The sequence below is a fragment of the Paenibacillus sp. 1A_MP2 genome (assembly GCF_052244825.1).
Lineage (GTDB): Bacteria > Bacillota > Bacilli > Paenibacillales > Paenibacillaceae > Paenibacillus > Paenibacillus vandeheii.
Map to the genome: position 1 here is coordinate 6,464,284 of NZ_JBQQCS010000001.1, position 24,797 is coordinate 6,489,080.

At 45.3% G+C, this 24,797-nt stretch carries 17 protein-coding genes and 5 pseudogenes; 4 read left to right on the forward strand and 18 right to left on the reverse strand.

Annotated elements, in window-relative coordinates:
- Positions 1 to 67: 67 nt before the first annotated feature.
- The 3 genes and pseudogenes from ACTWJ7_RS31775 to ACTWJ7_RS31785 all read left to right on the forward strand — a co-directional run bounded on the left by ACTWJ7_RS31775 (position 68) and on the right by ACTWJ7_RS31785 (position 3,777).
- Positions 68 to 1,174 carry a GerAB/ArcD/ProY family transporter gene (locus ACTWJ7_RS31775; RefSeq protein WP_301882545.1) on the forward strand — a complete coding sequence of 369 codons (1,107 nt, stop codon included), beginning with the start codon at positions 68 to 70 and terminating at the stop codon, positions 1,172 to 1,174.
- A pseudogene (locus ACTWJ7_RS31780) lies at positions 1,155 to 2,623 on the forward strand (spore germination protein). Before ACTWJ7_RS31775 ends, ACTWJ7_RS31780 begins: the two are co-directional and overlap by 20 nt.
- Entirely contained in the window at positions 2,620 to 3,777 is a 1,158-nt protein-coding gene (locus tag ACTWJ7_RS31785; RefSeq protein WP_179132624.1) for a Ger(x)C family spore germination protein, read from the forward strand. The pseudogene ACTWJ7_RS31780 and the gene ACTWJ7_RS31785 overlap by 4 nt, the downstream one beginning before the upstream one ends.
- A 73-nt stretch (positions 3,778 to 3,850) precedes the next feature.
- Here the strand turns inward: ACTWJ7_RS31785 and ACTWJ7_RS31790 are convergent, their stop codons facing one another.
- The 11 genes and pseudogenes from ACTWJ7_RS31790 to ACTWJ7_RS31840 form a co-directional block, all read right to left on the reverse strand.
- Positions 3,851 to 4,261 carry a sensory rhodopsin transducer gene (locus ACTWJ7_RS31790; protein WP_301882542.1) on the reverse strand — a complete coding sequence of 137 codons (411 nt, stop codon included), beginning with the start codon at positions 4,259 to 4,261 and terminating at the stop codon, positions 3,851 to 3,853.
- Between the two features lie 1,446 nt (positions 4,262 to 5,707).
- On the reverse strand, positions 5,708 to 6,832 hold the full coding sequence (locus ACTWJ7_RS31795) for a rhamnogalacturonan acetylesterase (RefSeq protein ID WP_301882605.1): 1,125 nt from the start codon (positions 6,830 to 6,832) through the stop codon (positions 5,708 to 5,710).
- A gap of 174 nt (positions 6,833 to 7,006) precedes the next feature.
- Positions 7,007 to 7,846 carry a carbohydrate ABC transporter permease gene (locus tag ACTWJ7_RS31800; RefSeq protein ID WP_024633028.1) on the reverse strand — a complete coding sequence of 280 codons (840 nt, stop codon included), beginning with the start codon at positions 7,844 to 7,846 and terminating at the stop codon, positions 7,007 to 7,009.
- Between the two features lie 2 nt (positions 7,847 to 7,848).
- Positions 7,849 to 8,751 carry a carbohydrate ABC transporter permease gene (locus ACTWJ7_RS31805; protein ID WP_024633027.1) on the reverse strand — a complete coding sequence of 301 codons (903 nt, stop codon included), beginning with the start codon at positions 8,749 to 8,751 and terminating at the stop codon, positions 7,849 to 7,851.
- 143 nt (positions 8,752 to 8,894) lie between these two features.
- A pseudogene (locus ACTWJ7_RS31810) lies at positions 8,895 to 10,177 on the reverse strand (ABC transporter substrate-binding protein).
- A gap of 219 nt (positions 10,178 to 10,396) precedes the next feature.
- A pseudogene (locus tag ACTWJ7_RS31815) lies at positions 10,397 to 11,948 on the reverse strand (response regulator transcription factor).
- Positions 11,923 to 13,709: pseudogene (locus ACTWJ7_RS31820) on the reverse strand (histidine kinase). Before ACTWJ7_RS31820 ends, ACTWJ7_RS31815 begins: the two co-directional pseudogenes overlap by 26 nt.
- Positions 13,710 to 14,878: 1,169 nt before the next feature.
- A complete protein-coding gene (locus ACTWJ7_RS31825; protein ID WP_179132625.1) occupies positions 14,879 to 15,448 on the reverse strand; it encodes a flavoprotein in 570 nt (189 codons plus the stop codon).
- Entirely contained in the window at positions 15,441 to 15,980 is a 540-nt protein-coding gene (locus tag ACTWJ7_RS31830) for an SPASM domain-containing protein (protein WP_443146230.1), read from the reverse strand. Before ACTWJ7_RS31830 ends, ACTWJ7_RS31825 begins: the two co-directional genes overlap by 8 nt.
- Before the next feature lie 74 nt (positions 15,981 to 16,054).
- A complete protein-coding gene (locus ACTWJ7_RS31835) occupies positions 16,055 to 16,798 on the reverse strand; it encodes a radical SAM protein (protein WP_443146231.1) in 744 nt (247 codons plus the stop codon).
- 216 nt (positions 16,799 to 17,014) lie between these two features.
- Positions 17,015 to 18,268, reverse strand: coding sequence for an MFS transporter (locus tag ACTWJ7_RS31840; protein ID WP_079348894.1), 1,254 nt, complete (start codon positions 18,266 to 18,268; stop codon positions 17,015 to 17,017).
- Positions 18,269 to 18,487: 219 nt separating this feature from the next.
- Between ACTWJ7_RS31840 and ACTWJ7_RS31845 the strand changes: the two genes are divergently transcribed.
- Positions 18,488 to 19,039: a winged helix-turn-helix domain-containing protein gene (locus tag ACTWJ7_RS31845; RefSeq protein WP_079348893.1), complete on the forward strand. Its 552-nt coding sequence runs from the start codon at positions 18,488 to 18,490 to the stop codon at positions 19,037 to 19,039.
- Positions 19,040 to 19,188: 149 nt separating this feature from the next.
- Here ACTWJ7_RS31845 and ACTWJ7_RS31850 read toward each other — a convergent pair whose 3' ends face one another.
- The 7 genes and pseudogenes from ACTWJ7_RS31850 to ACTWJ7_RS31880 all read right to left on the reverse strand — a co-directional run bounded on the left by ACTWJ7_RS31850 (position 19,189) and on the right by ACTWJ7_RS31880 (position 24,753).
- On the reverse strand, positions 19,189 to 19,542 hold the full coding sequence (locus ACTWJ7_RS31850; RefSeq protein WP_443146232.1) for a copper amine oxidase N-terminal domain-containing protein: 354 nt from the start codon (positions 19,540 to 19,542) through the stop codon (positions 19,189 to 19,191).
- A gap of 23 nt (positions 19,543 to 19,565) precedes the next feature.
- The gene (locus ACTWJ7_RS31855) at positions 19,566 to 20,504 is read right to left on the reverse strand and encodes an SGNH/GDSL hydrolase family protein (RefSeq protein ID WP_443146233.1); all 939 of its coding nucleotides are present in this window, start codon (positions 20,502 to 20,504) and stop codon (positions 19,566 to 19,568) included.
- 306 nt (positions 20,505 to 20,810) lie between these two features.
- Positions 20,811 to 21,089 (reverse strand): hypothetical protein, encoded by a 279-nt coding sequence (locus ACTWJ7_RS31860; protein WP_443146234.1) that lies wholly within the window; start codon positions 21,087 to 21,089, stop codon positions 20,811 to 20,813.
- An 81-nt stretch (positions 21,090 to 21,170) separates the two neighbouring features.
- Positions 21,171 to 22,034 carry an inositol monophosphatase family protein gene (locus tag ACTWJ7_RS31865; protein ID WP_443146235.1) on the reverse strand — a complete coding sequence of 288 codons (864 nt, stop codon included), beginning with the start codon at positions 22,032 to 22,034 and terminating at the stop codon, positions 21,171 to 21,173.
- Between the two features lie 107 nt (positions 22,035 to 22,141).
- Positions 22,142 to 23,142 (reverse strand): annotated as a pseudogene (gene uvsE / locus ACTWJ7_RS31870) (UV DNA damage repair endonuclease UvsE).
- Between the two features lie 155 nt (positions 23,143 to 23,297).
- Positions 23,298 to 23,621 carry a hypothetical protein gene (locus ACTWJ7_RS31875; RefSeq protein ID WP_053779624.1) on the reverse strand — a complete coding sequence of 108 codons (324 nt, stop codon included), beginning with the start codon at positions 23,619 to 23,621 and terminating at the stop codon, positions 23,298 to 23,300.
- A gap of 31 nt (positions 23,622 to 23,652) precedes the next feature.
- Positions 23,653 to 24,753 carry a D-alanine--D-alanine ligase gene (locus tag ACTWJ7_RS31880; protein WP_301882598.1) on the reverse strand — a complete coding sequence of 367 codons (1,101 nt, stop codon included), beginning with the start codon at positions 24,751 to 24,753 and terminating at the stop codon, positions 23,653 to 23,655.
- Between the last annotated feature and the right edge of the window lie 44 nt (positions 24,754 to 24,797).

The window sequence follows — 24,797 nt, forward strand, 5'->3', positions numbered from 1 at the left end:
GTATGAGAAGGCTTGATCACGTTAACACTGCTGAGAACAGTCCATTGGGAAAAGAGGTCCCCTCAGCATGAAACCAACACAGCCTTCTTTTTTGCAAGCCATGATGTTAATAATGTTATCTGTCGGCCTGATCAGCCACGTCCTGATCATCCCTGCCCTTTTGTCTGCAGCCAAAAGAGATGCATGGATATCCGTTCTGTTGTCTGCAGGCCCTTATCTTTTATTCACTTTAATGCTTGCCTATGTCTCGCGTTTTCTCCAGCACCAAACCCTGCATGAATGGCTGACTTCCCATCTTGGCAAGCCTCTTGGGCTGCTGTTTCGGGTGGTAAACAGCCTCTTTTTTCTGTCCGTAATCTATCTTACTCTGCATGATACCACCACTTGGGCCAAAACCAATTACCTGACAGAGACGCCAATATTGGTTACAAGCATTGCTCTTATGTCTCTCTGTGCCTATGCGGCGTATAAAGGAATACGTTCTCTGGCATTTACAGCAGGATTAGTCCTGCCCTTGGTTGTGCTGCTTGGCTTCTATGTCGCTATCGTTAATACACAATACAAGGATTACAGCCGTCTGCTGCCCGTGCTTGAACAAGGCTGGCGCCCCGTGCTCCACGGCACAGTCTACAGCCTTTCGGGCATGTTTGAGCTGCTGTTCATCTGGTACATACAGCCTCACCTCTCCAAGCAGATACGTGTATGGCAGTACCTCATGCTCGCGCTAATTATTCTTGGGCTGACACTTGGCCCACTTATTGGAGCTATCGTGGAATTCGACCCTTTTGAAGCTGCCAAAATGCGATATCCTGCCTTTGAAGAATGGCGCATTGCCTCCTTGGGCAAATATATTGCCCAGACTGATTTCTTTTCCATTTACCAGTGGCTTGCCGGTTCTTTTACCCGTATTAGTCTCGCCATGTATATTGTAATAGAAATTTGGAATATTAAGAGCGCCTCCAGAAGGATCCTATGTTGTGCCATTCTTGGCGTTTTATTTATTCTTTCCATGCTGTATCCTCTGGATGATATGACATTCGAAAGGCTGCTTGTCCAATACATATTCCCGTTCAATCTCATGTATCTGAGCGGACTAGCGGTGGTTGCAACAGCAGTTGCATACATCAGTTCACGCCATCAGAGGAGGAAACATCATGGAGCACCAAACGATTGATACCACGTCCCATGAAACACTGCTTGCCTCTTTCGAAGAGCAGTTCAGTCCCTGTGCAGATGTTGTTATTCAGACCTTTCCCGCCAAAGACACAACCGATATGTCGGTGATCATGCTCTATTGCGACGGTCTGGTCGACGGCAAACAAATCAATCAGTTTATTATCCCGCGGCTGGAACGGCATTCTCTGTTCATAGAAGAAGCACACCCCAAAGAGTTGGGATTAACATTGAATCCGGTAGATGATCTCACAGATGTAGAAAACTTAAACCTGTTGATTTTTAGCGGACAATTACTGCTTGTTTTCGGAAATGGTGATCAGTCCTGCAGTCTGGATATTGCGAATATCCCTGGGAGAAACCCTGAGGAATCGGCGATCGAGTCATCGATTAAAGGGCCCCGGGATGGGTTCACTGAGGAGCTGTCCGTGAATATCGGCCTCGTTCGCAAACGAATGAAAACCTCTTCCATGTGTTATGAGAAATACGTTAAAGGCGGTCGTACCCAGACCACTATTGGTCTGTTGTATGTCAAAGACATTATTAACCCGGATATTCTGAAAGAAGCACGCCAAAATCTCGACCAAATTGAAATTGATGGCCTTCTCGGTACCTCCATTATGGAACGTGCGATTATGGGGGGAATTCGCAGCATCTTCCCGCTCACGGATAACACGGAGCGACCCGATTATGTCGTGGACTCCCTATTAAATGGGCGCTTTGCTGTTCTAATTGAAGGTTCACCAGTAGCTATTATCGCTCCAACCACTCTATTCAATCAGCTGAAATCGCCCGAAGATGAGAGTACCCCTTTTTTTATTGTTACTTTTGAGCGAATTTTGCGCATTTCTGGATTACTGATTGCCTGCTTCTTTCCTGGCTTTTATATCGGCCTGACCAGTTTCAATGTGGAGCAGATCCCCCTGCCTCTGCTCGCAACCATTTCAGGTACCCGGATGGGTCTACCCATGCCAGTAACGCTGGAAGCATTTTTAATGATATTTATGTTCGAGCTATTTAATGAAGCTGGCCGCCGACTTCCACGTGCCTTGGGACAGACCGTCAGCGTGGTGGGCGGGCTTATTATCGGAGATGCAGCTATTCGAGCAGGAATTACTTCCCCACGATCATTGTCACGGTGGCTATCTCGGTTATCTCCAGCTATATTTTGGTGAATACCGTGCTCAGCGGGGCTACTGCTCAAGTCCGGATTGGGATGCTTATTATTTCTTCCATCCTTGGATTATTCGGTTTCATGCTTGGACTATTCGGTCTGCTGGTGCACCTCGTATCCTTGGAGTGTTATGGCGTCTCGTATCTCTCACCCGTCTCACCTTATATTCCCGGTGACTTCACCCAAGCCGTATCCATGCCTCCTTCCATGAAACGGACCAATCGTCCGGCCGTACTCCATACACAGGATTCCACTCGCCGGAGGAAACGCCCGTGACAAGATGGACGGCTAAGGTTAGCTTGTTTATAAGCTGCTTCATCCTGCTGACCGGGTGCTGGGATTCGAAAGAGGTTCAGAGCATTAACTTTATCACGGCTGTAGGGATAGACTATGTGGACAACCACTACATTGCTTACGCGCAACTGATTGACTTCTCCAGTATTGCCAAGCAGGATGGACCAACTTCAAGGGAAGCAAGTGATATCTGGATCGGACGGGGTGAGGGTACAACGCTGAGTATGGCTATTGACGACCTGTATCAAACTTCTCAGCAACAAACGCTGTGGACCCATGTAAAAGCGATTGTCTTATCGGAAAATGTGTTGAATGGAAAGCTGGAGGATGTCTTCAATACCCTGTTGCATTCAGGCCAACTAAGATATACCCCATGGCTCTACGGTACAGATCATAAAATTACAGATGTACTTACTCCCTCTGCCTTGCTGAACCAATCCGCCCAGACCATTGAGCTGTTTGAACCGATGAAGCTGTATAAGCAGCATTCCAGTTATGAACCCATCCGGCTTCATCAACTCATTGACGGATTTCGGGAGCCTGCTTCAGTTATTCTTCTGCCTTCCATTACTAATCAGAATCGGACATGGTTTAACGGAGATAAAACTCCCCCGCTGATTAGAATGGATGGGTTTTATGTCATTTCAAACGGTAAAAATCAAGGCAAGGTGACGGGCAAGGACGCTGATGGTACACGATTCGTAAATTATGACCACGTCTATCAATATCAGTTATACGTATACAGGAGTGGAAAAAAAACTCCGGCTCTGACGCTTAGGCTTAATAACCCGAAGACCAAGATTAAGGCGAGGAAAGAAGGAAATGGTGTTACCTTTGATCTGGTTACTTCGGTTAAAAGCGCTATCATTGAGGATCATGACTCTCACCAGTCTCCCCATGCCATGGAAAAGGAGGCGGAGAAACAGATTGAGTCCGAAATCCGCGATACGTTTGAAAAAAACAAATCACGCAAGATTGATTCCTACGGTTTTGTGGAACACCTCTATCGCCATGAACTCCCCTTATGGAGACAAGAGGTATATAAACGGGCTAATCCACTTGAGCGGTTTAAACTCGGAAAGGTGGAAGTTCATGTGAAAATCCTTAATGCCAGTACGTATAAATACAATGAGTAACCCAAAAAGACGATCAGCAGCCTGTAGTTCATCATCAGGTTCCTGGTCGTCTTTGCTATTTATAATTCATAAGTTATCTCAGTGGAAAAGCCATAACACTCATGAGTGCCAGTTCAGGCTGAGTTGTATCCAGGCGACTGTACTGGACGATAACTGGAACATTGCTGGAGACGGTAATCGCATAGGGTACTCCCGGGGGTATCAGTTGTTCATCCGATTTTAGCAACGCTGTCCGGATATGTTTTGTTCTCCGCGCAGGCACCTCAGCCATGATGTTTTCGAGCGGTTCCCTGTCTTCGAAGTAGATCGTTATTTGCAGCTGTGCGTCCACTGTGCCTGTATTTAATACACAGATGCTCTCATGACTCTCCAGAGAGCCTGAGCTGTCCGGTGGAATGTAACCATCGGGAATCACCCAGTAGGTGTGACCCGTCGCTGCGGAAGATGATTTACGTGCTGAAGTGTTCGTCTGATCCTGTTCCAATGAATTTCCTCCTTTGCCAAAGCAATAATTAGTTAAACACGCGGGGGCTAGCGGGGCAGACGCTTCGACGGGCGGATCGGGCTGTGGGCCGCTGTTGGCTCGGGATTTCTTTTCATTCCCCCTCAGCAGGGGAAATCCCGCTCCAAAGGCGGACGCTTCGCTCCCTCTGCTCCGATGCAGCCCTCCTTCGCTGCAACGCTCGCCATGGCTTTTTAAAGGCTTATTGCCTTCGCTATGCTCGCGGGGCAACTTTTCGAGATGCTCGTTATTTCATTAACTCGCTGAATAAAAAGGCTAATCGCGGGGCAGACGCTTCGACGGGCGGAACGGGCTGTGGGCCGCTGTTGGCTCGGGATTTCTTTTCATTCCCCTCAGCAGGGGAAATCCCGCTCCAAAGGCGGACGCTTCGCTCCCTCTGCTCCGATGCCGCCCTCCTTCGCTGCAACGCTCGCCATGGCTTTTTAAAGACTTATTGCCTTCGCTATGCTCGGTGGGCAACTTTTCGAGAGGCTCGTGTACTTCGTTAACTCGCTGAATAAAAAGGCTACTCACGGGGCTGACGCTTCGGCGGGCGGATCGGGCTGTGGGCCGCTGTTGGCTCGGGATTTCTTTTTCATTCCCCCTCAGCAGGGGAAATCCCGCTCCAAACGCGGACGCCTCGCTCCCTCTGCTCCGATTCCGCCCTCCTTCGCTGCAACGCTCGCCATGGCTTTTTAAAGGCTTATTGCCTTCGCTATGCTCGCGGGGCAACTTTTCGAGAGGCTCGTGTACTTCGTTAACTCGCTGAATAAAAAGGCTAATCGCGGGCAGACGCTTCGACGGGCGGATCGGGCTGTGGGCCGCTGTTGGCTCGGGATTTCTTTTCATTCCCCCTCAGCAGGGGAAATCCCGCTCCAAAGGCGGACGCTTCGCTCCCTCTGCTCCGATGCCGCCCTCCTTCGCTGCAACGCTCGCCATGGCTTTTTAAAGGCTTATTGCCTTCGCTATGCTCGCGGGGCAACTTTTCGAGAGGCTCGTTATTTCATTAACTCGCTGAATAAAAAGGCTACTCACGGGGCTGACGCTTCGGCGGGCGGATCGGGCTGTGGGCCGCTGTTGGCTCGGGATTTCTTTTCATTCCCCCTCAGCAGGGGAAATCCCGCTCCAAAGGCGGACGCTTCGCTCCCTCTGCTCCGATGCCGCCCTCCTTCGCTGCAACGCTCGCCATGGCTTTTTAAAGGCTTATTGCCTTCGCTATGCTCGCGGGGCAACTTTTCGAGAGGCTCGTGTACTTCGTTAACTCGCTGAATAAAAAGGCTAATCGCGGGCAGACGCTTCGACGGGCGGATCGGGCTGTGGGCCGCTGTTGGCTCGGGATTTCTTTTTCATTCCCCCTCAGCAGGGGAAATCCCGCTCCAAAGGCGGACGCTTCGCTCCCTCTGCTCCGATGCCGCCCTCCTTCGCTACTTACCTCAAATACATTTGCAGCGGCTGCAATCGCAGCTCGCGGATGGCTTCTGCCACCTCTATGGCGAGACGACGGGCACCTCGCTCCTGAAAGTGCGTGTTATCCTCCACGCCTGCCGGGAAGTTCACGTACTCGCCCGGCAGCACCCACATGAAATCCTCCTTGCTGCCTTCAACACCCGCTTGCTCGAACAACATGCGGCTTCTCTCAGCCAGATCGATCAGCGGTACCCCTTCCTCTTCGGCCAGCTCACGCACGGCGATGATATAATCGCCATGCGTGTCGGTCAATGTGCCGTCATCGGCGAAGTAGCGCCGATGCACCGGAGTTACCAGCACCGGGTGAGCACTCGCTCCGCGGGCTGCATCAATATACTTTTTCAGATACTCCTTATATGTTGTGAAAGGTTCCGTTCCCCGGTCAGGGCCCGGCTTCTCATCGTTATGTCCAAATTGAATAAACAGAAAATCCTCCGGCTTCATCTTCTCCAGAATGGCATCCAGTCTGCCCTCATTGATGAAGCTGCGGGAGCTGCGCCCAGACTGGGCATGATTATCAACAGCAACATCATGTTTGAACTGAGCCGGTAACAGCTGTCCCCAGCCACAGTATGGATATCCACTCTCCGGCTGATCCGTCACGGTAGAATCACCAGCGAGAAATACAGTCATCGTCTGATTCGCAAGCGTGATCTCCAATGCATTGATCCGTGGCGCGGGACCGGAGAACGATAATCTAAGCTTCCCACCACGGACCACAACGGAGAATCGTACTTCTGCCCATTGTCCAGGAAGGGCACGAATGGTCGGCAGCATCAGTCTGCCCTCTCCGGCTTTGACCCGGGTAATCGTCTCTGCCCATTCATCGCCTGCAATCAACAAGACTTGGTAGGTTCCATCGGGTACATCAACGATGAAAGATGCCTTGAGCGGAATACAAAAGCTTGAACGTAATGGGACAGACACATTGGCCTGACCTTGTATTCTATCATTTTCCTTGCCGGTGTCAGCCATCCCATATTCACTTTGCCGCTGCTTCTCATACACAAGGGAACCGGATTCAAAACCGTATTCCCCCTGTACTTCATATAGGGTGCTGGCAGACACTTTCAGATAACCCTCAATCTCACCCGAACTACCCGAGTCCGGTCCAAAATTGAACTTCCAGTGGGTGACGGATTCTTTACCGCCCTCTAACGTTACCTCCGTGGTAACAGCCTGACTCCCCTGAGCATTATTCAATAGGAAGAACCTCCTTTTTCAACGTGCTAATCCAGGTTAGGATCCAGTGAATATCGTTTATCCTTTCAATCCGCTGGTGCTCATGCCCTGTACAATTTGTTTTTGGAAAATAAAGAACACGGCTACAACGGGTACGAGACTCACAATGGACATCGCGAACATCGCACCCCAGTTGGAAGCAGATTCGCTATCCAGGAACATTTTCAGTGCCATCGACACGGTATATTTATCCGGCGAGTTCAGATACAGCACTGGACCGAGCAGATCCTCCCATCTCCAGTAGAAGGAGAAGATGGCTGCCGTTGCGAGTGATGACTTGATTAGCGGCATAATAATCTGCACATACAGTCTGAACTTGTTACATCCATCAATAGTAGCAGCCTCATCCAGCTCTTTCGGAATTGTACGAATGAACTGAACCATCAGGAAGATGAAGAACGGCATCCCGAAGAATGTAGGTACAACAATCGGCAGAATGGTATTCAACCAGCCAAGCTTCGTAAAGATAATATATTGGGGTACGAGTACAACGTCATGCGGTAACATCAGGGTTAACATCATCAGGGAAAACCAGAAGTTACGTCCTTTAAAGTTGAGCCTCGCAAAACCAAAGGCAATCAGCGATGAGGATAACACGGCACCAATCGTGGAAATGACTACAATAACGAGAGAGTTCGTAATGTAATCCATAAACGGTCTTCCGCCTGCACCTTTCCAGCCATCCGCGTAGTTGCTCCAGATCCATTCTGTAGGAAACAGGGACTCGGCAGTCACGAAGATGGTGCGGCTTTCCTTGAAGGAGCTGAACAGCATCCATAGCACGGGATAGAGCATCAGGAGGGCCAAAGCTGCAACGAACAGATGATAGATAGGCCATTTCACATTTCTCCAAACCATCGTTACTTCCCTCCTTCGGATTCATAAAACACCCAGAACTTGGATGTCAGGAATACCGCAACTGTGAGTATACCGATCATAATAAGCATGATCCAGGCCATGGCCGAAGCATAACCCATGTTGTTAAACATAAAGGCCTGACGGAACAGATACAGCGAGTAAAGCATGGTACCGTCCATTGGCCCGCCCTCGCCTTTAGAAATGATATATGCAGGTACAAAGGTCATGAATGCACCGATAGTCTGCATAATCAGGTTAAACAGAATGATTGGGCTGAGCAGCGGTAAGGTGATACCAAAAAATTTGCGTACCGGATTGGCACCATCCACACCTGCTGCTTCGTACATCTCGGGAGAGATATTTTTCAGACCGGCCAGAAAGATGAGCATGGAAGATCCAAACTGCCAAACTGATAGCGAGATCAGCATAACCAGGGACGCATTCGGATCACCAAACCAGCTGATTGGCCCAATTCCGATTGCCGTTAATGCGCTGTTGATGACACCTTCATTACTAAAAAGGTTACGCCACATAATGGACACGGCCACACTACCACCGATAATGGATGGCAGGTAGTACAAGGTTCGGTACGTTCCGACCATGCGGGAGCCCGTATTCAGGATCATGGCCACGAAAAGTGCAAAGACCAGCCTTAGCGGCACACCAATGAACACGTACAGGAACGTTACCTTAACCGAGTTCCAATACTTCGGATCATCAAAGAACATCTTGGTGTAGTTGTCCATCCCAATCCACCGTGGAGAAGTGAACAGATTATAACTCGTAAACGACATGTATAGAGATACAAACATCGGAATGAGCGTAAAGCCCAGAAAGCCGATGATAAAAGGACTAATAAATGCATACCCGGTTAAGTTTCTGCGCAACGACGAATATTGCCTCAACGGAACGAACCTCCTTTATGGATCTGATTACTTCCCACAGCCTTCGCTTCGATCTCATGGACGGGGAAAGGCCCTCGCAGTATGCGAGTAGCCCCCGTTCCCATCCATCCCGGTAATAGGATGAGCAAGCAATCATTCAACTGTTATTTATTGTTGGCAAGAACCGCTTCGGCATTTTTGCGGAATGTCGCTGCTGCTTGTTCCGGTGTAATCTTGCCAAAGTTCAGTTCCTCCACAACATCCGCCAGAGAAGCAATGACTTCCGGCGAACCTACCGGCGGCGGTGGGCTCATTGGCGAAGCTTTAGGCTCCATGGCCGCTACGAAGTCAAATACCTGTTTCGTTGCATCACTCAGCTCAGGAGCGATAGCTTCCTTGATTTTGCCCGAGATTGGCACACCGCGTTCGCCCTTGATCAGTTTGTTTGCTTCCACGTCGTTCACCCAGAAATCGATGAATTTGGCTGCTTCTTCCTTCACTTTCGAGTTCGATGTTACAGCCCAGTACATACTTGGCTGCATATAGAGACCTTTTTCCATGTCCGGTCCAGGCATTGGTGCAATCTCCAATGGACGATTGGCTACCTGCTGCAAGGCTACAAACTGGTTGGACCATTGCCATACACCAATTCCTTTTTCTTTGACCAGGTCGGATTCCTCGATAATACCTTTGGTTTGGTTCGCCAGATCCGGCGAAGGCGCTGCGCCCTGCTCAATCATCCGGCGCATGAGTCCGAAGAACTCAACGAACAGTTTGTCGTCATCATAGCCAAGACCCGTTCCTTCAGCATTGTACAGGGATAATCCTTTGGTCCGTAGGAAATAGTGGAAGAAGATATCCGGCGCCACGCCTCCATCCAGGAAAAGTCCTTTGGCAGCCGTTTGCTTGCCAAGCTCTTCATACGATTCCCAGGTCATATTTTCAGGTAGGCATCCACACCCGCTTTTTTGAGCAGAGCCGGATCATACTGGAAACCCAGTACGTTAACACCCGCAGGTACCCCATATTGTTTTTCATTGATAATGCCTGTGCTGATTACGTTCTCGGATACATCGTCCACTTTGATCTGATTTCCGAGATATGGGGACAGATCTTCGAGCTGTCCGTTCTGTGCATATTGGCTGATGTAGGAAATATCCATCTGTACAATGTCCGGCAGTTGATTCGCTGCAGCTTGTGGAGCGAGCTTTTTCCAGTAGTCATCGAACGACGCATATTCCACGTCAATTTTGACATTCGGGTTCTTCTCTTTGTACAAGTCAATGACCTTCTGTGTATACTCGTGACGTGCATCCGATCCCCACCACGCGATACGAAGTGTTACCGAACCATCCGCAGATGTTTCGCCCGATCCTCCGCTGCTGCTGCATGCCGTTGTTAATACCAGCAATGCCGCCATCATCAGGAATATTGCCTTTTTCACCATGCCAATCTCCCCTTTTATGTTGATATGGTTGTGTGAATGAGTTACCTTCATTTTCTGATAACGCTTTCACAAACTTTATATTGTCATTTTCGCAAATGTGAGACCATAGTTGAATACACAAAACCGTCTTGTTGGTTCAAAAAACAGAGGAGGACAACTGCACCCTCCCGGTGCGGTTCGTCCCCCTCATACTCCGACTACATGATCGTCAGTCTATTGTTATAAGCCAGTTCTGCGGAATTCGGTAGGTGTCATGCCAGTCCACTTTTTGAATACCTGACTGAAATATTGCGAGTTCCCCCGAAGCCAAACAATTCGGCAAGCTCAAATACCTTCACATCCCCACCTCTGCGAATATGTTCGCAGGCACGCTCAATGCGCAAACGATTCACATAATTGGAGAAGTTCTCGCCGGTTACTTTTTTGAAAATTTTACCTAAATAATCCGGGTTCATATATAACATCTGATGAGCGACACCGTTAAGGGATAGATCAGCTTCGCCATAATGACGGTCTACAATATCCATCATCTTCTCCACGGCAGAAGACTGACGGCTAATGTGGTTTTTGTAATAACCGGAGGTTATTCGGGCTGCGCTGCTTGCGACAAAGGATTTTAAGCCAGACAAGGTATCGATATGGGGCAGCTCTGCCATACGCTGAGTGAATTCCGTTGCCTCCTCAGGTGGACAGACATGAATCATAGCGGAGTACAACTGCACCACATACGAACGGGTAATCCCAATTTCAAGCTGCTGACCGGATAAAAGATCGAAGAGGCGATCCACTTCCGCTGCAGCTTCTTCGGTATTACCTGACTTAATCAACTGGCACAGCTGCTCTGCATCCTGTTCAACGTGTACCCCAGCACATTCCCCGGCCAGGGCCAGATCATTTTTGGTAATCAGCTTGCCTTCGCCAATAAAAAAGCGGTGGTTCAGGCATTGCATAGCCTCACGGAACAAACGCCTGGATTGAATCATTCGATCCGCCTCACTAAGGGCAGCCGTAACTTCGAGTTTATACAGTCTGGTAAAAGCAGCCCGCACTTCCTCAATGCTCTCCTTCAAACCGACCGGATCGGAAGAGTCCCCAGCAAAATTAACAGTTTGCCTTCAATGGTCGTGCTTAACAGAACATGGGGCAGCAGATCACTGGCGATGTTTTTGATCGCAAATAAATGACTATAATCATGTTCATCTGCAATCCGGAACAGCAGCAGCCGAACTTCACTATCCTCCAGCTCCAGTTCAAACAGCTCCTGGTAATACTCCAAATCAACCGGACCATAGGTTTGGTTCGTCATAAACTCCAGCAGGAACTGCTCCTTCACATGCGGGAGTACCCGTTGCAGCCGCTGTTTCATCTCTCCGGCCACATGTTCCTTCACCTGGGCATCCTGGTGTTCCTGAAGCAGCTCGGACAAGGCATCGTGGATCTGGTTCTCGTTACACGGTTTGAGCAGATAATGCTTCACTCCATATTGCATGGCCCGGCGAGCATATTCGAACTCTTTGTAACCAGACAACATGATAAACCGGAGTCCAGGGTAAGCTTCGGACGCCTTTTCAATTAATCCAAGACCATCCAGACCCGGCATGGAAATATCCGTAATGATAATATCCGGTCTGGAATGACCGATCTTATCCAGCGCTTCAATCCCGTTTCTCGCGGTATCCACCAGCTCCGTTCCTGCTGCAGCCCAATCCACGACTTGCGAAATCCCCTCCAGAATGACACGTTCATCATCTACGAGCATCACTTTGTACATCGTCATCGTCCTCTCTGATCCAAGGTATTCTGATCGATACTACGGTCCCTGATCCGGGATTGCTGCTCATGATCATTTCGCCTTCGTCCCCGAAGGTCAGCCTGATCCGTTCCTTGATGTTCGACAGTCCGATCCCCTGTCCCCTCGTCTGAATACGTCCCTCCTGCAATTGCTCCAGAAATTCGGGAGTCATGCCTGGACCATCGTCCTCCACCTCAATCACAATGTTGTCCCCATCCGCTCTCGCTCTGATCCGAATACGGCAAGGTTCTATGCTTGGCTCCAGAGCATAATGGATGGCGTTCTCCACCAATGGCTGCAGCGTTAACTTCGGAATGCGCGCAGTTCCCACTTCGGGCGCAATGTCCATGTCAAAATCAAGCCTTTCCTCGAATCGCGTGTGCTGGATTGTCACATAACTACGGACAATTTCCATTTCTCGTTCCAAAGTAATCCACTTCTCGGACATGTTCACGGAGCTTCGCAGCAGAAATCCAAGGGCCTCAACCATTTTAGAGATTTGATGCTGCTTCTGCACTTTCGCAAGCCAGTTGATTGATTCCAGTGTGTTGTACAGAAAATGTGGATTAATCTGCGCCTGAAGCGCTTTCAATTCAGTCTCTCGTATCACGAGCTGTTTCGCATAATTCTCATCAATGAGTTCGCGTATGCGCTGTAACATCATCTTGAACGTGCGATGCAGCAACCCAACCTCATTCTGCGAAGATACCGGAACGTTGCCAAGCGCTGCTTCCTCCAGCTTATCCAGATCCCCTTTTTCGATATTGCGCATTTTCTTGATCAACTGGGCGATCGGCTGTGTAATACTGCGCGAAAACTTAGCTCCAAATACAAGCGCCGCCAGGAATATCATGATAAAAATGACAGTCACCAGCTGTTTGACAAACTGGATCTGCTTAAACATTTGGTCAAAAGGCGTCATGTACAGGTACACCCAATCCGTATAGGAAGAATGTGCACGGGCGACAAAATTTCTACCCTGCTCAAACATGGCGATCCCATAAGGCTGTGTCCGCTTCAGTTCACACTCAATTTCAGATTTGCTGACAGTCGACTCTGTCGGGTAGATCACTTCCCGGCCATCTGTAATTAATAGCTGTGAATCCTCTGCCGGATGCTGCATCTGGTCCTGAACAATCCGATCCAGCCGTACTCGAATAACGAGGGTGCCCAGCTTCTCCAGCGTGAATGCTCCACCGGTAAAAGACTTTACCTGTCTAACCGACAGTAATCTGGCTTGTTGGTCCCACCCGTGTACCAGGCATTGGAGCCTGAATATTGCTGTCCCAAAGCAACCAATTCACTTTGCTTTGCTTCCGAGATTCCTTCACGGTTTCCAGCCGCCATAACATTATTATCATTATCGATAAAGATCATGGAATAGACGTATTTCTCTGAACCTGCATAGGCCACCAATCTGTTGGTGATTTTTTTGCGCAGGCCATTTTGCTCATATCCCGTTTCGGCATTTTCCAACTGGAGAAGGTATTGCTGTAGTGGTTCGTCAGACATGACTTTAAAGGATAAATTGGAAATCTCACGCAGCTGGTTCTCGATGCCCACCGAAGACATATTAAGCACCTGTGAGGATTTCTCATAGATTTGTCGGTCATAAATGTTGAACACGTATCTCAGGACAGATACATAGAATGTGAAGCTGATCAACATCAGAAGTCCGATGAGAAGAATGGTTTTGTGATGAATCGGCAATCTCGTGAAAGCGTTCTTAATTTTTCTCATCCAAAACGCTCCTTTGGCTTGCGAAGGGTGCTGTCATTCGAAATGGTTTTCGATCTACTGTAAGTTATTTTCATATTTACACATCCATGGTCAGATGACAAGCCATATTATATTTGGGCTTTACCATGTATTTTGATTCTCTAGTCGATTAACTGATTTAGTTAGTAAATCTAGAAAAATCTCAGGTAAATCTTTGAGATAGTTTTTCGACCGATTTAATTTTGGGGGAGGACTAGATGCATAACTAAAGAGTTTTCCACATATTTACCATATATCTACTCACTGATAGAAATCGGGAACAATGATTAATATCAAAGTTCCGTTCATTTTCTTTACTCAGGATAGACGGGTCTGCCAGTCCGCGCAATCCATAATTCGTCAAGGAAGCAAAAGGATACGTAAATCTTAGTATGTCTAGTAAACAATCTTATGTTCTAGCGTTAATGTTCTTCAACGTCTGTCATTATATTTTTTCAGATAATATGTTTTTTCGCTAAGAAACGGTTTAGTTTCACCTTTGTCCAGCAATGGCATCTGCAGTTCAGCAAAGCGCCAGCATTCCTCCATAGTTGTTTACTTGAAAACGATCCAAACTATTGACTAGAAATATAATTACCATCGCTGGACGAACTATATCAATGAAGGCAGCAAAATCCAAATGATAGCTTTTCAATGTAGAAACTACTTTACAAGTAAACGGAATCTATATGTTCAAGGATAATGGTAAAGTTCAATTAATATATTTTTCCAATTGCTTATTCGTGTTCGGTGGGGAAAAACATCCGAAGACTTGCCCTTCAAAAAAAGTTAGTTTTGGTTTTCTAAACTACTGTAACTGTAGATAGAACTCAATTGTTTTTTACTCCTATCTTTGAAAACTAATTATCATTTTTTTCTAATTCTAAAATCCTTCTGTCTCTTTTAAAAACTATAACCCCATAATATGGTATCCATTATAGAAATTCGCAATATTGATCTAAATAATTTGAATCGTATTTTTTCTATTTCGGGTTGGTCGTCACAAAAAAACAAGTTTTCCTAAAAATAATAAACGACCGTTTTTCCGGTCGTATAAATTGACATATCAACATTCAAAAAAAAGTTCCTAGAACAATAAAAATATTTCTATCTTTTTATAAATTTCTTTAGAGAGGATTAACTTTCAGATATCATAAGATCAGTTCACTATTTTTTGCACAGGTATAAACTTTATTTAGTGAATCAATTAACTCTTGAGGTTGAGGTAAAGACGCTTCAGAAAATAATATATTCCCACTAGAAGCTTCTATAGAATGAGCGGAGACATTTAAGAAATGAAAACCATCTTCTTTTAGTTGTTTAACATTGCGTTGTACAGAATGTGAGTTCCACATTAGAGGATTCATATTTGGGGCTACACACACAGGACCACCATAATTCAAAATAGCTAATGTCAACAAATCATCTGCAGCTCCATTGGCTATTTTAAACAAGAAATTTGCTGTTGCTGGTAATACCAAAAATAAATCTGCATCTCTTGGTAAATTAGCATGAGGAATTTTAACGCGGCTATGATCATTCATATTTGTATAAACATATTCTACATATGGGAGACATGCATTACTTACTAAGAATTTCTGAGAATTCTCCGTCATTATTAAATTTATTTCATATTCTTGTGCCAAATAAGCTAAGTAAGTGGGGACATTTGAAGCACCTATCGAACCCGTAACTCCAAACAATAATTTTTTCTTATACATATAATTCTTCCTCATGTATTAAATTTATATATCTTTTAATATTTTTTTTAATTGGTGGACAAGGTGTTCTATTAGCCTCTATTCTCTCTAAAGGACAAGCATTCCCTTGACAAGAAGGCCTGAAATAACATTTTGTGCAGTTGGAATCTTCATTGGCACCACCAGTTACCCACAACATTAATCTTTCCTCAAAAATTTCAAGGAATCCGTCCTCTTTTAAATTTCCTACGTGGTTATCTTGGTTATTAAAGGCAACCGTACATTTATAAATCATTCCATCTGAACCAATTACTAAAGAGTTTGGATTGGAAGCATAACATTCAGATCCATTAGGTCTAAGCGGTCCCTTATAGAAATCAAATGAAAAACCTTTTTCTTGAGCGTACTCATAGTACGGAAATAATTCTTTTGTATCACATAAATGGAGGTCTCCTGACTGTGACCCCTTTAGATCTTTTACTGTAACAAAATGGATGTCAAATCTTGGATCATCTTTGAAATATTCGTCTACTAAATCTATGTAGTTTTCCATGACCACCTTAACTGGATCACTTACATTAGTTCGAAGTAAAATGTGAAATTGATGAGAAGTATTTCGTAAGTTTATTAGATTAGAGAATATCGTAGCAAAAGTAGCTTCCCCTCTTTGCCCACTCGGAGTTTATCATGCGTTTCATCGATACCATCCAAAGTTATCTGAAAGCTTCTAACACCAAGTTTATTTAATTTATCCATTACATCAGGCGTAAGCAAATATCCATTAGTGGTCATTCCACTAGAGTACATAACGTTGTTTTCCTCACAAATTTTTATTATTTTATGTGACAGGAGCTCTAGTGCTCCAAGCGAAATTAATGGTTCCCCACCAAACCATTGAACTTGAAGATAATCATAGTGTTTTATATTGTTTAATAGAAAGTTTTCTATCCCTTGTATTGTAATGCTCGTTATCTCTTTCTTTTTAAAGTCTTCATAACAGTATACACATCTAAAATTACAATCCTCATTAACAAGGATGATTAACTGCAGTGTTCTATCTGATGAAACTGATCTCAATTTTTGTGCAGTCGCCCTTTTGAATTCATCCAATGATTGATCAACCAAATATTCATTCTCATATAAATATTTAATAAGTTCATCAGACTCAATATCTAAATCAGTTATTTTATTTTGTAATATTCTTTTGGCTTTATCGTAATGTTTCGAATCTATTTTTATAATTTTTCCAGTTAAACTATTATAAAGTTTAAGACCTCCATCCTTAGTATCTGAGATTACATTATATCGTGAAGCTTTAAACCCTTTCTTCAATTCTTTATTTTTAAGAAAATTACTATCTCTATTAAACATAGCTCTCCTCCTTATTAGTAAAACACACCACCCTAATTTCTTAGGTGGTGTGTTTTTGGGTTTCCTTAACAAAAAGCATTAATTACTGTTGGCTTATCATTGTTTGCTTGTTCGATCACAACCATTTATCTCAACTCCTTCCTTCAAATCAACTTACAAGTAGATTATAACAAATATTACCTTGCGTTGTAAATATTTTTTTCGGTAAATTTTTTTTTAATTTGCTTTCTCCTCTAATTTTACCCCTGTTACTAAGTGCGAAGAATTGCTTGCAGTAGATATTCCTCTTAAATTTGGATTCGATAACCAGTAAAGCGAGACATATATCAGACCTATTCCAGCTCCGATAAAAGCATATATACTTCCTAACCATTCAGAAACGAATCCACCTACAAGATTACCAAGCGGTGTGGCTACTACAGTTAAACTAACTATTAAAGAAATGACCCTGCCCAAGATGTTCTCATCAACAGAATTTTGAATAAGTGTCATAAAAATCACATTTGTTATCCCCATAATAATTGATGCTAAACCAAGTAGGATAACCGATATATAAGGGTTGGATATTAATCCAGAAGCCAGCCAAACTAAACCACTAAATAAGAAACCAATTATAGTTAGTTTACCTATTTTTACTTCCTTTAATAATAATGCTAACAAAGATCCTACAAGGGATCCTGCTGAAAAAGCTGCTAAATAATAACCATAGAATTCTACACCACCTCGATCTTGAGCGTAACTAGGTAAACTCACGATAAAAGCACCTATTAGGAAATTTGCAATGATCGATCCAAGCAATATCTGTGGTATAAGGGAATTCCTAATATAACTAAATCCTTCAGTTAGTTCAGAATAATAGTTCTTAATTAATTCATATATGTTCTCATTTGGAGTAGGATTTTCATGACTTCTCAGGTTTTTATATCTGATCTTTGTAAATAATATCGAGGTCACCAAAAACAAAAACGAGTTGTAGAAAAGAACTACATGAGTCGCTGTAATTGTAATTAACACTCCTGATATAGCCATAAATAGAATATCTGTCCCTTGATAGGCAAGTGCCATTAAAGAATTAGCTCTGGTCATACTATTTTTATTTACAATTCGAGGCAAAAGGGACATTTGTGCTGGATAGGCAAAAGCACTGGCACAAGAGGCAGCAAACATGATGAATAATAATGTGTATACATTTAAAAAGTTATAGTGGTAAAAAATAGGAATAGAGATTATCAATGCAAATTGCGTTAGTTGAGAAACAATCATTACCTTCTTTAGATTAGCTTTGTCTATATATGGTCCAATCAGAAACTGTAATCCTGATGGAACCATAGTTAAAAAGCCAGCTATACCTGTGAATACACTATTGCCTGTTAATTCAAAAATTAACCACATCGCTGCTACCGAGTATAGACTATCTCCAATATTGCTAAAAAGTCTCCCAGAGACTAAATACCAAAAATCTCGTTTAATAAGTCACTCCTCCATTTAAATTAATTTTAACGTTTAAAACAATTTTATTTCCATTTTTTTATTTTGTCAAATGTTTATATTTTTAGTTAATTACATAAACATAGTACGTAATAAATTGAACAATAAATACTTCTACTGTATGCTTTAGTTGAAGTGCTGGTTATTGTTATTGTATTAATTTAATGCTTTCAAATGAATTGAATATAGGAGTGATTTTCTTTGGAATATAATCATGAGAAGTTGGCAAAGGCTTTGCTAGATAAAACCAAGCAAAGGATTTTAGAATCAATTAGTTCTGAGGAAAAAACAATTAAACAAATTGCTGAAAGTTTAAACGAAGACGCATCCCGTTTGTATTATCATGTAAAACAATTGAAGGAATTAGATTTAGTTAAGATATCTCGAAGTGAGAATTTAAATAATCTAACTCAAAACTACTATTTATCGAATACTGAAAAAAATGTAAATATAACTTTTGATGGAACATTAGCTAAAGAAAGTGCCATTATTCTAAGCCAAAAAATTAATGAAATTTATACTAAGGGTATCTGGGTTTTGAACAGGGATTTTAAAAGAGGGGCGTCTAAAGAGAGTTCTGATGTTGAAGTAACTGTTACAACTTTATCTCTCACTAAAAAACAATGGAAGAAGGTCAATGAGGAAATTCGTCAAATATTAAATAACATTTACACCGAATCAGAAGAAAACTGCGAAGGCATAGAAGATAATCAATTCGAATATTTATTTCTAACTTATAAAAAAGAATTTTGAAACAATATTATGTGAACCTGAGTCTTACCATCAGATATTCACAATCAGAAAACAACTATATGTTATATTCATCATGAAAACGAGCCTTAGAAAAATCCTATAGGCTCGTTTTATCTGGCTATAAATTTGATTTCAAGTTGTTGTTTACGTTACGGATTCACAAATACAGTTTTTAACTTGGCTACATACTGCACATCAAAGCCAAGACCCTCGGCTACCATGGCGAGAGGTACATACGTTTTGGATTCTGTGCCCACTTTGTTCAGGAATGCAGGTGTATCCACAGTCACGGATGCTCCGTTCACTTGAACGGCAGCGGCACCGATCTTCACGGCAACCTTCCGGTCTCCGTATGTAATGGTTGCAGTTGAGGTTTTATTATCCCATACCGTGGTTGCGCCAACAGCGTTCACGATATCCTGGATCGCCACAAAGTTTTTGCCATTACGGATGATTGGTTTGTACGGTGTATCCAGCGTTTTACCACTTACGATGATATTCATCGGTTCACCACTTGCAGGAGCTGTCAGCTTGGTGTAGTCGCCCAGATCGTTTCTGCGAATACTTTGGCAATCGCTTCATATCCGAACTGATTCGGATGGAAATCGCGGTCCTTAATCATGTGCGTCATCGTGCCTTCTCCACCAATAAACTCCTTGGCGACATGAGCCACTTTTATATCCATCCCTTTAGCGGAAAATTCAGTCGCAATTCCATCAATGGTCTTCGTAAACCCTTGGGAAGCTTCCATTAGTTTCGCATAAAGCTCCTTACCAGCTACTTCTGGCATAGGTTGGTATTGATCTGCGATTACGATCTTGGCATTAGGATTAATCTCATGAATATCATTGATAACTGCGCTAACATTGGCTGTATAGGATGATAGCAATTCTTTCACTTTTGCTTCCAGTTCCGCATCACTCAGCTTATCTGCCGAGCCGAGCAGCTCGGATACATCGTTCCCTCCGATTGTGATAGCAACGAGATTCGCTCCAGCTACACTCTCCTGGATGGCAGCAATATTGGCTCCAACTTGTGCCGCTCTTGGATCAGGAAGACTCGGTTGAATGGCTTCGGAAGTGAGCGCTTTCCCTTCTTTAATCGCATCTGCAAAGTTTTTCAGACCACTGCTCTTCAATCCGGCTATACCATAGTTGTCCACCTGAGTACGTCCATGAAGCAGGCCTTGTTCCTGTAACCGTTCCACATAACCATACGGCAGTTCTTTCAGGTTCGGCTCGTAACCCACGGTAATAGAATCCCCCAAAGTGACGATGCGGAATTCCTTGGTTACTGCTATGGCATCCTTGTTCACAGGCAAAGATGCTGTTGTAGTTCCCGCAGGTAACGTATTGCTATCCGCAGCAAGAGCGGACTGGGCGGTTGATGCCAAAATCAGCATCCCTGCCAGCATACTTGCCGTTAATCCCGCGGCGGTACTTCTCCATATGCGTTTACGCTTCATTCTTAGAACACTCCTTGTCTCGTATCTATACTAAGTAAACAATAATTGCATATTACACTTTCCACTGCGATGACAGAAGTTCGTGTAACTCTATTCTAACATTATTAAAGGGGTGCTGTCGTCTGTACGAAAAAGGAGGAGCTCTCACTATACACGTAAATAGACTACCCCGAAGTCGTTCACCCACCGGTCGTCGTCGCTGGACCCTACGCTGACGATCAAAAGGAGCTTCCGTCATATTCATGCATGACTATTGGAAGCCCCTCATTTAACACAGATAAAATATCAACCTGTCAAGATTTCTGTTTACTTCGCGTCGCCAGAATCAGAACTATCCGTGTCGTTTTCCGGTTCGTTCCCGGCAGAACGCTCTATATAACGATCATAGCGATCGTCCACTTCGCGTGCCATATCCCGGTACTTCAACGTTTCCTCAACAATCGGATCACGTTCTGTCTGGATGCGCACCTCGTACTTGGGAGGAATGAGCTGGCGTTCACGCTTGTCAGCATCGCCGGACTCCTCCATGTCCCCTTCAGTCAGCATATCACTCAAACGTCGTTCCAGTTCTTTGGATTCATCCATTGTTGTTCGCTCCTTAGATTAAAGTCACAAATGCACTAATCTTACTATTACATTTTCACTTCGTGGACAGACAATCTCCACTCACTCCAGGCCGGTTGCCTTTGCTTCCTTCAGCACACCTGTCAGGGCATCATGAATCTTGCCATTGCTGGCCACTACATGACTCACCGAGAGTTGATAAGGCGTTCCGATGGTGTCAGTGACCTTGCCTCCGGATTCCTCCACCAGCAGTGCCCCTGCGGCGATATCCCATGGCTTCAGGCCAACTTCGGTATAAGCGCTGAGGCGCCCCGCTGCAACATACGCCAAATGCAGGGCGGCGGAACCGCCTGCACGCAGACTGCGTACTTGCGGTGCAAGGGCCTGGACAGCGGCCATGTTGATCGGCAAGGCGTATGTCGTATCTGCCGGGAAGCCAACCGCGATCAGGCTCTGAGCCAGTTCCTGTTCACCCGATACAAGCATCCGGTTTCCATGGACGTAAGCGCCTTTTCCTTTTTCCGCAACAAACATCTCGTCACGGGAAGGATCGTAGATTACTCCCACAATTACCTCACCGTTATGGGCCAAAGCGATGGATACGGAGTAGAACGGAAAACCATGTACAAAGTTCGTCGTTCCGTCCACCGGGTCCACAATCCAGAGAAACTCTTCTTCCTCAGCTTCTTTCAGTGCTTTGGCCGAAGCTTCCGGTCCTGGTTCTACGCCTTCTTCACCCAGAATGGCATGATGGGGAAAATGCGTCAGAATCAGGCGGCGGATCATCTGTTCCGCGCCTTTATCCACTTCAGTAACGAGATCCTGCGGGGAATACTTGGTTCCGGGCTCCCCCACAGTTCCGAGACGGCTCTTGATCCACTCTCCAGCTTTGGAGGCTGCATTAATGGCGACGGCAGTATAGCTTTTGCTTGTCACGACATAAGGTGTTTTTTCCTTCTCATTCAAAGCGTTCACTCTACTTTCTATATCAATCTACGAAAAATTAAAATACTTGTTAAAAGTATACGCCCCGAGGCTCGTAAAGTTTCTCGCTGCCCAGGCCCCTTTTGGCGCTACGGATGAATGATAACCGTCGACTCGTCCACCCACTCCACACCCTCTTCGTGATAGAATGCTAGTTTCTGCATCAGTTGAACCAATGCTTCATCCTTGCGCTTCGCCTCAATCATCACATCAAGGGCGGGCGTATCTGCTGCGATATGGCGCAAGAAAGTGAGCAAAGGCTCCACTTCAACACCGTCAGCATGACCTCGCAGGTCCTTCTCACTCTTGGGACTGGACACGTGAATTTTGGGCGGCAACGGCTTATCTGCCTGTGAATCCGCTTGGGCAAGCGGGGATTCCCATGTCTTCAATATATCAGTCCAGAGATCCCACGGCTGTTCGCCTTCATTGTTCACCCATTGATGATGAATATCCAGTACCATGGGCAGCCCCATCCGCTGGCATACTGCAAGTGTCTCGGGTGCATTGAAGGTCTTGTCATCATTTTCGAGCGTCAGCCGCTCCTGAATATCCCGATCCAGCTTTAGAAAATTCTCCTCAAAACGCAGCGCAGCACTAGGCTTGTCTCCGTATGCACCACCAATATGTATATTGTTCTTGGCAGTGGCATTCAGCCCCATCGCATCCAGCATACGTACATGATGACGAAGGTCGCGCATGGAATTGCGCAGCACTTCCTCCGCGGCGTGCTGAGTACTGTAAAATGATCCGGGTGGAAAGATACACGCATCTCGTTCTCCTTCACAAAATCGCCAATTACAGCAAAATCCTGCTTAAGCGCGGGAAACGGGTCCCAATCACTCAGATCCTCATGAGTAGCCAGCGGAATTAATTTGGAGGAGAAGCGATATACATGAATATGGCTGCCTTTATTGTGTCTGAGCAAACGTAATGTATTATGCAAATTCTCGGCTGCAATTCGTTCCAGCTTGCGAATTGCCGCTTCCCTATCATCAATTTTCTTAAAGCTGGACATGGTCATCGTCCGGGAAGGTGAAGCATTCTCCACAAGCACGGACATCGCCACATAGCCAAAACGTACGAGCATGAATTTCTTCCTCTCTATTAGGGCGGAATTCCTTCCCGGCATATGAAGCCGGCGGTCTTCCCTTCACTGTATATAACCAAGTTTTACCCTAAAAGAGTGACCATAATCGTAATTTCGACAAATCCGTCCATTCATTCCGGTCCATGTGTAACAAACTACCCCTGTGCCTGTTCACCAAAGAACATCTCGTCCGCAAGAGCGGTCTGAATGCGTGATTCTTCCTCGTTCAGTTTACGGATCAATTGCATCTCCACTTCGGTCACTTCCTGCCCCTGGAAGTTAATCTCTGCAATGGAGACTACGATTTTTACGATGGCTACCGCCACGTTATCCGGTGTGTAAGCAATGACTTTTTGTCCGGTAGGAAATACACGAAAGCCTTGTTTGACCATTTTGCCACGGCCGTATTCAAGCAATTCGAAAAGCTCTTGTTCATTCTTGAATTTGCACACGGAATTGAATTCGGTCTGAAATCCCATTCATACCCCTCCCTATATTGTCGTCCTCAGGCTACACCTGTACGCCGTTCTCGTAGTTCAGCGCCTGCTTGCGGTTGTAGCGTTCCAAAGCCAGCTCAATCATGCGATCCAGCAGTTCTGCATACGATACACCCGTCTCACGCCACAAGAGTGGATACATGCTGTAGGGGGTGAAACCAGGCATGGTGTTTACTTCATTAATAAGCAATGCCCCATCCGATTTGCGAATGAAGAAGTCGGCCCGGGAGATCCCATTGCCTTCAATCGCACGGAATGCCTGCAATGCGGCCTCGCGGATGCGATCTGCGGCTTCCGGGTCAAGCGGAGCAGGGATCAGCATCTGAGACTGACCATCGATGTATTTAGCTGCATAGTCATAATATTCACCAGAGGATACAATTTCTCCTGGTACGGAAGCCATCGGTTCGTCATTGCCAAGCACACTAACCTCGACTTCACGCGCCTCTACAAACTCCTCAATGACAACCTTCGTATCATAACGAAGAGCAAACTCCACTGCTGTCTTCAGTTCACCCCGGTTACGCGCTTTCGAGATCCCCACGCTGGAACCGAGATTGGCCGGCTTAATGAAACAAGGATAGCCCAACTGATCCTCCACCTGCAGGATCATTTCATGTTCGGTCTGCTTCCACTGCGTAGCGTTAAAATACGTAAAGGCACATTGGTCGATTCCAGCCTGTGCGAACAGTTTCTTCATGACCACTTTGTCCATACCACCTGCCGAAGCCAGTACACCTGCCCCAACATAAGGCATATCCGCCATCTCGAACATGCCCTGAATGGTACCATCCTCACCAAACGTGCCGTGCAGCAGCGGGAACATCACGTCCATCGCCTCTTCCCCGCCATATAAGCGGCCAAACAGCGCTTTCAGCGCTTCCTGGGTTCCGCCCGACGCCTGCTCCAGCTTCAAATCTTCAATCTGCGCGAATGGCGCATGCATGACAGATCCTTTTTTCCACGTACCCTGCTTGGAGATATAAAAAGGAACCAGTTCATACTTCTCATAATCAAATGCGTTCGTTACAGCAAACGCCGTTTGCAGCGATACCTCATGCTCGCCTGACTTTCCGCCGTAAACGACGCCTACTGTTAATTTATCCATACTCATGTGTAACCTCCGATTATCTGTGCAATGATGCTGTCATGCCTGCA

Bases quoted from the DNA above. Each gene is read 5' to 3' on its own strand.
- ACTWJ7_RS31775 (WP_301882545.1), top strand. From the start codon at position 68: ATGAAACCAACACAGCCTTCTTTTTTGCAAGCCATGATGTTAATAATG.
- ACTWJ7_RS31800 (WP_024633028.1), bottom strand. From the start codon at position 7,846: ATGGTTTGGAGAAATGTGAAATGGCCTATCTATCATCTGTTCGTTGCA.
- ACTWJ7_RS31825 (WP_179132625.1), bottom strand. From the start codon at position 15,448: ATGTATAAGAAAAAATTATTGTTTGGAGTTACGGGTTCGATAGGTGCT.
- ACTWJ7_RS31830 (WP_443146230.1), bottom strand. From the start codon at position 15,980: ATGGAAAACTACATAGATTTAGTAGACGAATATTTCAAAGATGATCCA.
- ACTWJ7_RS31835 (WP_443146231.1), bottom strand. From the start codon at position 16,798: ATGTTTAATAGAGATAGTAATTTTCTTAAAAATAAAGAATTGAAGAAA.
- ACTWJ7_RS31850 (WP_443146232.1), bottom strand. From the start codon at position 19,542: ATGAATATCATCGTAAGTGGTAAAACGCTGGATACACCGTACAAACCA.
- ACTWJ7_RS31855 (WP_443146233.1), bottom strand. From the start codon at position 20,504: ATGAAGCGTAAACGCATATGGAGAAGTACCGCCGCGGGATTAACGGCA.
- ACTWJ7_RS31860 (WP_443146234.1), bottom strand. From the start codon at position 21,089: ATGGATGAATCCAAAGAACTGGAACGACGTTTGAGTGATATGCTGACT.
- ACTWJ7_RS31875 (WP_053779624.1), bottom strand. From the start codon at position 23,621: ATGGGATTTCAGACCGAATTCAATTCCGTGTGCAAATTCAAGAATGAA.
- ACTWJ7_RS31880 (WP_301882598.1), bottom strand. From the start codon at position 24,753: ATGAGTATGGATAAATTAACAGTAGGCGTCGTTTACGGCGGAAAGTCA.